Source organism: Pseudoxanthomonas sp. OG2 (assembly GCF_014192765.1).
Classification (GTDB): domain Bacteria; phylum Pseudomonadota; class Gammaproteobacteria; order Xanthomonadales; family Xanthomonadaceae; genus Pseudoxanthomonas_A; species Pseudoxanthomonas_A beigongshangi.
This window is the reverse complement of record NZ_JACHYM010000001.1, coordinates 1,420,194-1,430,423: the sequence shown is the minus strand read 5'-3', so window position 1 is coordinate 1,430,423 and position 10,230 is coordinate 1,420,194. Positions and strand designations below refer to the sequence as shown.

Annotated in this window: 8 protein-coding genes; 5 read left to right on the top strand and 3 right to left on the bottom strand. The window is 66.4% G+C overall.

The annotated features are described in order from the left end of the window. Positions 1-8 precede the first annotated feature (8 nt). The 5 genes from gspD (at position 9) to def (ending at position 5,689) form a co-directional block, all read left to right on the top strand. Positions 9-2,207, top strand: coding sequence for a type II secretion system secretin GspD (gene gspD / locus FHW78_RS06750; RefSeq protein ID WP_183639079.1), 2,199 nt, complete (start codon positions 9-11; stop codon positions 2,205-2,207). Further along, positions 2,204-3,049 carry a glycosyltransferase gene (locus FHW78_RS06745; RefSeq protein ID WP_183639077.1) on the top strand — a complete coding sequence of 282 codons (846 nt, stop codon included), beginning with the start codon at positions 2,204-2,206 and terminating at the stop codon, positions 3,047-3,049. Before gspD ends, FHW78_RS06745 begins: the two co-directional genes overlap by 4 nt. Further along, positions 3,045-3,890 carry a glycosyltransferase family 2 protein gene (locus tag FHW78_RS06740; protein WP_183641195.1) on the top strand — a complete coding sequence of 282 codons (846 nt, stop codon included), beginning with the start codon at positions 3,045-3,047 and terminating at the stop codon, positions 3,888-3,890. The genes FHW78_RS06745 and FHW78_RS06740 overlap by 5 nt, the downstream gene beginning before the upstream one ends. Before the next feature lie 93 nt (positions 3,891-3,983). Then, positions 3,984-5,165 carry a nicotinate phosphoribosyltransferase gene (gene pncB / locus FHW78_RS06735; RefSeq protein ID WP_183641193.1) on the top strand — a complete coding sequence of 394 codons (1,182 nt, stop codon included), beginning with the start codon at positions 3,984-3,986 and terminating at the stop codon, positions 5,163-5,165. Beyond that, entirely contained in the window at positions 5,162-5,689 is a 528-nt protein-coding gene (gene def, locus FHW78_RS06730) for a peptide deformylase (protein ID WP_183639075.1), read from the top strand. Before pncB ends, def begins: the two co-directional genes overlap by 4 nt. A gap of 134 nt (positions 5,690-5,823) precedes the next feature. On the opposite strand, the gene FHW78_RS06725 is transcribed toward def, so the two are convergent. The 3 genes from FHW78_RS06725 to lpxO form a co-directional block, all read right to left on the bottom strand. Further along, entirely contained in the window at positions 5,824-7,137 is a 1,314-nt protein-coding gene (locus FHW78_RS06725; protein WP_183639073.1) for an NCS2 family permease, read from the bottom strand. 200 nt (positions 7,138-7,337) lie between these two features. Further along, the gene (ettA, locus tag FHW78_RS06720; RefSeq protein WP_183639071.1) at positions 7,338-9,002 is read right to left on the bottom strand and encodes an energy-dependent translational throttle protein EttA; all 1,665 of its coding nucleotides are present in this window, start codon (positions 9,000-9,002) and stop codon (positions 7,338-7,340) included. Between the two features lie 185 nt (positions 9,003-9,187). Beyond that, positions 9,188-10,102 carry a lipid A hydroxylase LpxO gene (gene lpxO, locus FHW78_RS06715; RefSeq protein ID WP_183639069.1) on the bottom strand — a complete coding sequence of 305 codons (915 nt, stop codon included), beginning with the start codon at positions 10,100-10,102 and terminating at the stop codon, positions 9,188-9,190. Between the last annotated feature and the right edge of the window lie 128 nt (positions 10,103-10,230).

Below are 10,230 nucleotides of genomic sequence, written 5' to 3'. Positions count from 1 at the left end.
GTGCCGGCATGAAGTCACGCCTATTCCTGTTCTCCGTTTGCCTGGGCCTGCTGGCGGGTTGCGCCACCGCGCCCACGCCGGACGTCCGGCGCGCCGGAGAGACCCCGGCCACCCCGGGTACCGCCCAGACCTCGCCACTGGCTGAAACCGAGGAACCCGAAAGCGGTCCCCGCCCGGTCATCCGCCGCGGCAGCGGCCAGATGATCAACCGCGGCGCGGCGGCGGCGCCGATGCCGTCGCTGGGCGGCGCCAGTTCGGGTTCGGCCAGTTTCAACTTCGAAGGCGAATCCGTGCACGCGGTGGTCAAGGCCATCCTTGGCGACATGCTCGGCCAGAACTACGTGATCGCGCCCGGCGTGCAGGGCACGGTCACCCTGGGCACGCCCAAGCCGGTGTCGCCAGCGCAGGCGATGACCCTGCTGGAACAGGTGCTGGCGCAGAACAACGCGCGCATGGTCTACAGCGACGGCCGCTACAACATCATGCCGGCCGAGCAGGCGATGGTCGGCACGGTCGCCCCGCGCACCGGCGGCGCCGCCAACGCGCGCGGCTACGAGGTGCGGGTGGTGCCGCTGCGCTTCATCGGCGCCACCGAGATGAAGAAGGTGCTGGAGCCCTATGCGCGCCCCAACGCCATCGTCAACATCGACACCACCCGCAACCTGATCACCCTGGCCGGTACGCGTACGGAGCTGGAGAACTACCTGCGCACGGTCGAGGTGTTCGATGTCGACTGGCTCTCGGGCATGTCGGTGGGCGTGTTCCCGCTGGAAACCGGGCAAGCCACCAAGGTGGTCGCGGATCTGGAAAAGGTGTTCGGCGAAACCAGCAAGACCCCGAGCGCCGGCATGTTCCGCTTCATGCCCCTGGAAGGCGCCAACGCCGTGCTGGTGATCACCCCGCAGCCAGCCTACCTGGATCAGATCCAGCAGTGGCTGGAACGCATCGACAGCGCGGGCGAGGGCGCGCGGCTGTATTCGTACGAACTGAAGTACATCAAGGCCAAGGACCTGGCGCAGCGGCTGGCGGAGGTGTTCGGTTCCGGCAGCGGAAACCGCGGCGATACCACCGGCGGCAACGGCAATGCCTCGCTGATGCCGGGAACGGATCCGGTCCAGATCAACGATGGTGGCCTGGACGACCGCAATAGCAGCGTTGATTTCGGCGGTACCGGAGGGACGGGTGGCAGTACCGGCGGCACCCTGGGCGGAGGCAACCTGAGTCTGGGGCCGCGGTCCGATGGCAACGCCAGCCTGACCCTGCAAATCGACGGTGACCGCGTAGGTGTCGCGGCGGTGGAGGAAACCAATACGTTGCTGGTGCGTTCCAGTGCGAGCGCATGGAAATCGATCAGGGAAGTCGTCGAACGACTCGACGTCATGCCCATGCAGGTCCACATCGAAGCGCAGGTTGCGGAAGTCAAGTTGACAGGCAAGCTGAGCTATGGCGTTTCCTGGTTCTTCGAGAACGCAGTGACCCAGGAGACCGACCCGGCTCTTCCCAGTGCCCTGGGACGTCGCATCTGGGGTTCCATCAGTGGCAGCATTCGTCCGGATACCGGTATCGGCTGGACGTTCCTCGGTAACAACGCGGCCGCCATCATCAGCGCGCTTGATCAGGCCACGGATGTGCAATTGCTCCAGACGCCATCCCTGTTGATCCGCAATAACGCGGAAGCCACCCTGAATGTCGGTACCCGGATTCCGATCGATTCCGTCACGATCGATAACGGCCAGAACACGAATACCTATTCGCAGGTGCAGTACCTGGATACCGGTACGCTGCTGAAGGTTCGTCCGCGCATTGCGCGGGACGGCATGGTGTTCCTCGACATCGTCCAGGAACTGAGCGTGCCCGGCTCCCGCCCGGCCACCTGCGGTGGTACCACCGGCCGCTCATGCAACGTCGACATCGACACGCGCAGGATGAAGACCGAAGCCGCAGTCCGTAGCGGGGATACCATCATGCTGGCCGGCCTGATCAGCGACAGCCTCGACAAGGGCTCTTCGGGCATACCGGGCCTGAGCAAGATTCCGGTGCTTGGCGCCTTGTTTGGCTCGCAGCGTCAGAACCGCAACCGTCAGGAAGTCATCATTCTGTTGACCCCGACCATCATCCGCGATCCGCAGGAAGCGAGAGATCTGACCGACGAGTACGGCCAGCGCTTCCGGGCGATGAAGCCGTTGAACCAGCCCGACAATAAGTGAGCGCAGCCGCAGCCGCCCTGCCCATCATCCTGCTGCCGATAGGCGCGGACGACGACGCGCTGGACGCCTGCCTGGGTTCGCTGGACGCGGGCACGCCCGACGGCACGCGGATCTGGCTCGCCGACGACGGCCAAGCCGGTCCGCGCGGACTGGCCATCGTCGAGCGCTGGCTGCAGCGCACCCGTTTGCAGGCGGACTACACGCGGCGCCCGCGCCCGGTCGGCGAGGTCGCGCATCTGGACGAAATGCTGCGGGCCTGTGGTGATGCGGACGTGGTGGTCCTCGCGCCGGATGCGCAGCCACTGCCGGGTTGGCTGCAGCAGCTGGCCGCCTGCCTGGCGCGCGATGCTTCCATCGCCACCGCCACGCCCTGGTGCAATGCGGGCGAGGCCGCCGCGTGGCCGCGTCTCGGTGAGATCTCGGCCCCACCCGCTGATTTCGAGCGTACCGCGCATGCCTGCGCGGCGATGCCTCCGATGCATCCGGAACTTCCCGCGGGCGTCGCCCACGCCGTCGCCATCCGCGGCAGCGCCCGCAAGCGGGCCGGGGGACTGGATGCCAGCAGTTATGCGTCCTGGTACGCCGCGCTGATCGATCTTTCATTGCGTCTTTCCGGCCTCGGCTGGCGCAACGCGCTGTGCGAAACCGCCTTCGTGGCGCGGGGGGGCGAAGGCTTGCCCGCCGACGGTGACATGGACACGATCAACGCGCGCTGGCCGGCCTGGCATGCGCGGCTCGCGAATTTCCTGATGGAAGACCCCGTGCGCACGCTGCGCGAGCAACTGACATCGCTTTACCTGGAGGCCGGCGCGCCGGAACCGCAACGTGAACTCTTCGATTGATTCGCGCGCCATCGCCGCGATCGTCGTCACCCACGAAAGCGCCAGCACCATCGACGACTGCCTGCAGCGCCTTCGCGATGCGGTGGACGTGGCGGAAATCCGGGTGGTGGACAATGCATCCAGCGACGACACCGTGAGCGTGGTCCAGCGCCACGCGCTGGCGGATCCGCGCGTACGCTTCGTCGCCAACCCGGACAATCCGGGCTTCTCGGTCGGCTGCAACCAGGGCGCGGACGATTCGGCATCGCCCTGGCTGGCGTTCGTGAATCCGGATCTGCAGGTGTTGCCGGATACCCTGGCCCGATTGCGCGATCTGGCGGCCGCCACCGGTGGGGAAGCGTTGCTGGGTGCGGATCTGGTGGACGAAGCAGGGATTCGAGACACCGCCGCGCGTCGCCGCGATCCGGATTTCGCCGCGATGCTGACCGCGCCGGGCGCCGCCTCGCGATTGGGTGTGGAGGTGGACGATGCGCAGGCGCTGCAACCGCTGGAAGCACTCTCCGGCGCGCTGATGGTGATGCCGCGTTCGCTGTTCCGCCGGCTTGGCGGGTTCGACGAGGGCTATCGGTTGCACGCGGAGGATCTCGATCTGTGCCGGCGCGCGCGTATGGCCGGCGCGTTGGTGGCCGTGGCCAACCGCGTGCGCGTGGTGCATATCCGCGGTGTCTCCAGTCGCGCGCGGCCGTTCTTCGTGGAGTGGCACAAGCATCGGGGCCTGTGGCGGTATTTCAGCAAGTTCGAGGCCAGCCAGCGTGGCCTGGGAGTGCGCATCGGAGTATTCGGTGCGATCTGGGCGCATTTCGCGACGGTGGCGCTGCGGTTGCTGTTCCGTCGTCGCTGACCCCGCCGGGGCCTGTCGTCGCGGCGGCGGACACGGCGCATGCGCCTGGAGCGCGTGGAGTATGCTGACAGCGCTCCCGCACGGCCCGGCCCGATGATCATCACCTCGCTGCTCGATACCGATCTCTACAAGTTCACGATGATGCAGGCGGTCCTGCATCACTATCCGGCCGCGCAGGTGCAGTACCGCTTCAAGTGCCGCACGCCGGGCGTCCCGCTGGCGGACCATCTCGATGAGATTTCCGCGGAAATCGATGCGTTGTGCACGCTGCGCTTCCGGACCGATGAACTCGATTATCTGCGCGGGCTGCGTTTCATCAAGTCGGATTTCGCCGATTTCCTCGGCCTGTTCCACCTGGATCGCAAATACATCCGGTTGCGGGTCTCACCGACGATTCCCGGGGAAATCGAACTCGACATCGTCGGTCCCTGGCTTCACACCATCCTGTTCGAGGTGCCGCTGCTGGCGATCATCAACGAGGTCTGGTTCCGCCATGCGGGCGTCGCCGACGTCGCGGAAGGCGAACGCCGGCTGGATGCCAAGATCGCGCGTCTGCGCGAAGGCGGCGAGGATTGCGTCATTGCCGACTACGGCACCCGGCGCCGTTACTCGCGGGATTGGCATGCGCGCGTGCTGCCGATTCTCAAGGCTGGGCTGGGGGCGCAATTCGTCGGCACCAGCAATGTGTACTTCGCGCGCGAATACGGCATGACCCCGCTGGGCACGATGGCGCACGAATGGCTGCAGGCATTCCAGGCACTGGGTCCGCGCCTGCGCGATTCGCAGGCGGTGGCTTTCGATATCTGGGCCAAGGAATATCGCGGCGATCTGGGGATCGCGTTGTCGGACGTGGTGGGCCTGAAGGCGTTCCTGCGCGATTTCGATCTGTACTTCTGCAAACTGTTCGACGGCATGCGCCACGATTCGGGCGAGCCGCTCCAGTGGGGCGAGGAAATCCTCGCGCACCTTGAAAGGATGCGCATAGATCCGCGCACCAAGACGCTGGTTTTCAGCGATGGCCTGGACGTCGAGAAAGTGCTGCGGCTTTACGAGCGCTTCCGTGGCCGCTGCCGGCTGGCGTTCGGCATCGGTACCAACCTGACCAACGATCTGGGGCCGACACCCTTGCAGATTGTCATCAAGATGATCCGCTGCAACGGCCAGCCGGTCGCCAAGCTGAGCGATTCGCCCGGCAAGAGCATGTGCGAGGACGAAGGCTACGTGCGTTATCTGCGGCAGGTGTTTGAACTGCCGGACGTGGAGGAAACGACATGATTCATCCCATCCTGAAAATGGGTGACCCGCGGCTGTTGAAGATTGCCAACCCGGTGGAACGGTTCGATACCCCGGAACTGCACGCACTGATCGCCGACATGTTCCAGACCATGGCTGCGGCCAGCGGCGTCGGCCTGGCCGCGCCGCAGATCGGCGTGGACCTGCAACTGGTCATCTTCGGCTTTGACAACAGCGATCGCTATCCGGATGCGCCGCCGGTGCCGCGCACCATCCTGCTCAATCCCGTCATAGAACCGCTGTCCGACGAAATGGAGGATGGCTGGGAAGGTTGCCTGTCGGTGCCGGGCCTGCGCGGCGTGGTGCCGCGCCATCGCGCGATTCGCTATCGCGGTTTTGATCCACAGGGCCATCCCATTGATCGCGAGGCCGAAGGCTTCCACGCGCGGGTGGTGCAGCACGAGTGCGACCACCTGATTGGCCGGCTGTATCCCTCGCGCATCCGCGACTTCAGCCAGTTCGGCTATACCGAGATCCTGTTCCCCGGTTTGCAAGGCGACGACTGAAGCAAGGGGGCCGGGATATCCGCCAAAGGCTCGCGCCGGGATGGCGCTCCTACACCGCGAAGGTAAAACCCAGGGTAGGAGCGGCCTCCGGCCGCGAGCTCTTCCGCCGGTTTCCGCAAAACAACATCGTCACCCTACGCCAACGCGTAGCGCAGGATGAACAACCCGGCCACCAGCCACACCGCCGGATGCACTTCGCGCCAGCGGCCGGTGCCGAGCTTGAGCGCTGCGTAGGCGATGAAGCCGAACGCCAGGCCGTTGGCGATGGAGTAGGTGAACGGCATCGCCAGCGCGCACAGCGCGGCCGGCACCGATTCGGTCAGATCGCTCCAGTCCACGTCGACCAGTTCGCGCAGCATCAGGCCGGCCACGTAGAGCAGCGCGGGCGCGGTTGCGTAGCCTGGGACCATCGCCGCCAGCGGCGAGAACAGCAGGGCTACCAGGAACAGCAGCGCCACCACCAACGCGGTCAGGCCGGTGCGTCCGCCGACCTGCACGCCGGATGCGCTTTCGGCATAGGCGGTGGTGCTGCTGGTGCCCAGCAGCGAACCGGCGATGATGGCGCCGCTGTCGGCGAGCAGGGCGCGGCCGAAACGCTTCTGCCCATCCGGCAGTTTCAGCAGGCCGGCGCGTCCGGCCACGCCGTAGAGCGTGCCGGTCGCGTCGAACACTTCCACCAGCACGAACACCAGCACCACCTGCAACAGCACGGCGATCGGCGTGCCGTCGTCGCGATGCAGCAGGCCGGGCAGATCCAGTTGCAGCCAGGTCGGCGCCAGGCTGGGCGGCGCCGCGACGATGCCCTGGTAATCGACATGGCCGAGCAGTCCGGCGAACGCCGTCACCACCAGGATGCCGATCAGGATCGCGCCGCGCACGCCACGTGCTTCCAGCACCGCGATCAGCAGGAAGCCGCCCAGCGCCAGCAGCGGTTCGTGCGAATGCAGCGTTCCCAATGCGACCAGCGTGTCCGGATTGCCAACGATGACCTGCGATTTCTGCAGCGCGATGATCGCCAGGAACAGGCCGATGCCGGCGACGATCGCCGCGCGCAGCGACGGCGGGATGCCGGCGACCAGCCAGGCGCGTACGCCGGTGAGGCTGAGCAGCAGGAACACCAGGCCGGAGATGAACACCGCCGCCAGCGCCTGCTCCCAAGGCAGGCCGGCCGTACCGACCACCGTGAAGGCGAAGAACGCGTTCAGGCCCATGCCCGGCGCCATGCCGACCGGGAAGTTCGCGGCGAACGCCATGATCAGCGATCCGAGCGCGGCCGCCAGGCAGGTGGCGACGAACACCGCGCCCGCATCCATGCCGGTGGTCGAGAGGATCTCCGGATTGACGAAGACGATGTAGGACATCGTCAGGAAGGTGGTGGCGCCGGCCAGCAGTTCGGTGCGGACGCTGGTGCCGTGCTCGCTCAGGCGGAACAGGCGATCGATGGACATGGGGCTACCTCTTCATCCGGGGGCAGGGTACCGCAGCGCGTGCCGCGACGGATGCCCGGCGAGTTGGGATAAAAAAGAATGGGCCGGATTCGGGGGAATCCGGCCCTTCGGGATTTATTGCCGGTGGACGATGGATCCCCGCTTTCGCGGGGATGGCGGTTCGGCAAAGCCGTGGCCGTTGCCGGCCACGGGCCGAATCGTCACTTCAGTGCCTTGAAGCGCAGGCGATGCGGCTGCGCGCCTTCGGCGCCGAGGCGGCGCTTCTTGTCTTCCTCGTACTCGCGGTAGTTGCCCTGGAAGAATTCCACGTGCGAGTCGCCCTCGAAGGCGAGGATGTGAGTGGCGATGCGATCCAGGAACCAGCGATCGTGCGAGATCACGAAGGTGTTGCCGGGGAATTCCAGCAACGCGTCTTCCAGCGCGCGCAGGGTTTCGATGTCCAGATCGTTGGACGGTTCGTCGAGCAGCAGCACGTTGCCGCCCTGCAGCAGGGTCTTGGCCATGTGCAGGCGGCCGCGCTCACCACCGGACAGCGAACCGACCAGCTTCTGCTGGTCCTGGCCCTTGAAGTTGAAGCGGCCGATGTAGGCGCGCGACTGGATTTCCACGCCGTTGATGTTGAGGATGTCCAGGCCGCCGGAGACTTCCTGGAACACGTTGTGGTTGCCTTCCAGCTTGTCGCGGCTCTGGTCGACGTAGGCCAGCTTGACGGTCGGGCCGATGTTGATGGTGCCGGAGTCGGGCTTCTCCTGTCCGGTGATCATCTTGAACAGGGTCGACTTGCCGGCGCCGTTCGGGCCGATGATGCCGACGATGGCGCCGGCCGGGACCAGGAAGCTCAGGTCGTCGATCAGCAGGCGGTCGCCGAACTTCTTGGAGACGTTCTTGAACTCGATGACGCTGTTGCCCAGGCGCTCGCCCGGCGGGATGAAGATTTCGTTGGTCTCGTTGCGCTTCTGGTAGTCGACCGACTGCAGTTCATCCAGGCGGGCCAGGCGCGCCTTGCCCTTGGAGCGGCCGCCCTTGGCGTTCTGGCGCGACCATTCCAGTTCCTTGGCGATCGCCTTCTGGCGCGCCTTTTCCTGGTTCTCTTCTTGCTTCAGGCGCTCTTCCTTTTGCACCAGCCAGTCGGTGTAGTTGCCCTTCCACGGAATGCCGCGGCCACGATCGAGTTCCAGGATCCACTCGGCCGCGTTGTCGAGGAAGTAGCGATCATGGGTGACCGCCACCACGGTGCCGGTGTAGCGGGCCAGGAACTGTTCCAGCCATTCCACCGACTCGGCGTCCAGGTGGTTGGTCGGTTCGTCGAGCAGCAGCATGTCCGGCTTCTGCAGCAACAGACGGCACAGCGCGACGCGGCGCTTCTCGCCGCCGGACAGCTTGCCGACGATGGCGTCCCACGGCGGCAGGCGCAGCGCGTCGGCGGCCACTTCCAGCTGCTGCTCCAGCATGTGCGCGTCACCGGCGGCGAGAATCGCTTCCAGGCGCTGCTGCTCGGCGGCCAGCTTGTCGAAGTCGGCGCCTTCCTCGGCGTAGGCGGCATACACCGCGTCCAGCGCGGCCTGCGCCTGCAGCACTTCGCCGACGCCTTCCTCGACCGCTTCGCGCACGGTCTTGTTCGGATCCAGTTCCGGTTCCTGCGCCAGGTAGCCGACCTTGATGCCCGGTTGCGGACGCGCTTCGCCCTGGAAGTCGGTGTCCACGCCGGCCATGATCTTCAGCACGGTGGACTTGCCGGCACCGTTGAGGCCCAGCAGGCCGATCTTGGCGCCTGGGAAGAACGACAGCGAGATGTCCTTGATGATCTGGCGCTTGGGAGGAACGATCTTGCTTACACCGTTCATGGTGTAGATGTATTGCGACATGGGGCTCTCCGGAACCGGGACGCGCCGAGCCCGGCCGGATGGCCTGGGACAGGGCGGGAAGACGGGGATTATCCCGCAGGGTGGGGGCGCGTTGCCAGCGCGGAAGGGGCCGGCCGGGCTTTCCCCGCCGGCCGTTCAGGCCGGGAACGGCTGGAGCCGGCGGCGCGGAAACGGCCGGGGCCGGCTCAGATCCAGATGATCAGGGCCACCACCAGCGCCACGCCCAGGTACTTGAGCGTGTAGTACAGGCCCTTGCTGCGCTCGCGCAGGGCCTTGCTCTTCAGGCGCAGGGCGTAGAAGTACTTGAAGGCCCGGTTGAAGCCGCCGGTCTTGTCGCCTTCCTGGTTGGGCGAGGCGCCCGCGGCAATCAGGTTGCGGGCGACGAAGCGGTTCAGCGCCGCCGCCCAGCGGTACTTCATCGGCCGCTCGATGTCGCAGAACAGGATGATCCGGTTGCCGGCGCTGTCGTTGCGGGCGCTGTGGATGTAGGTCTCGTCGAACATGGTCCATTCGCCGTCGCGCCAGCTGTAGCGCTGGCCATCCACGTCGATGAAGCAGGCATCGTCGTTGGGGGTTTCCAGGCCCAGGTGCAGGCGCAGCGAGCCGGCGTAGGGGTCGCGATGCGGCCGCAGCTCGCTGCCCGGCGGCAGCTCGGTGAACATGGCGGCCTTCACCCCCGGCAGCTCGCGCAGCAGGGCGGTGGTGGCCGGGCACAGCTCGGCGGCGGACGGATGGGCGTCGTCGTACCACTTCAGGTAGAAGCGCTTCCAGCCGCGCCGGAAGAACGAGTTGAAGCCGACGTCGGTATAGCCGTCGGCGGCCTTGATCTGCTGCATTTCACGCAGGTGCCGGGCCTCGGCGCGGATTTCCTGCCAGCGGGCGCGCAGCGGCGCCAACTCGGGAAAATGCTTGTCCGGGTCCAGGAACGGGGTGGTCGGCACCCGCGAGCAGGCGTACATCAGCACGTTGATGGGCGCCATGAAGGTCGAGTGGTCCAGCAGCTGCCGGCCCAGGCGATGACGCACGCGTCCGCGGAAGTGCACGTAGACGGCGCAAGCGACGAACAGGAAGACGAGAACCCATTTCACGGTCGGGGGCATCCAGTGGGGAGGGGACCGGCTGGCGGAGGGGCTGGCGGGTCGGGCGGCGGGGTCGCGGTCGGGCGAATCCGCCCATTGTCGGGCAGAACGGGCCTGGTGGCACCTGTCCGAGTTGGCCGCCATACGCC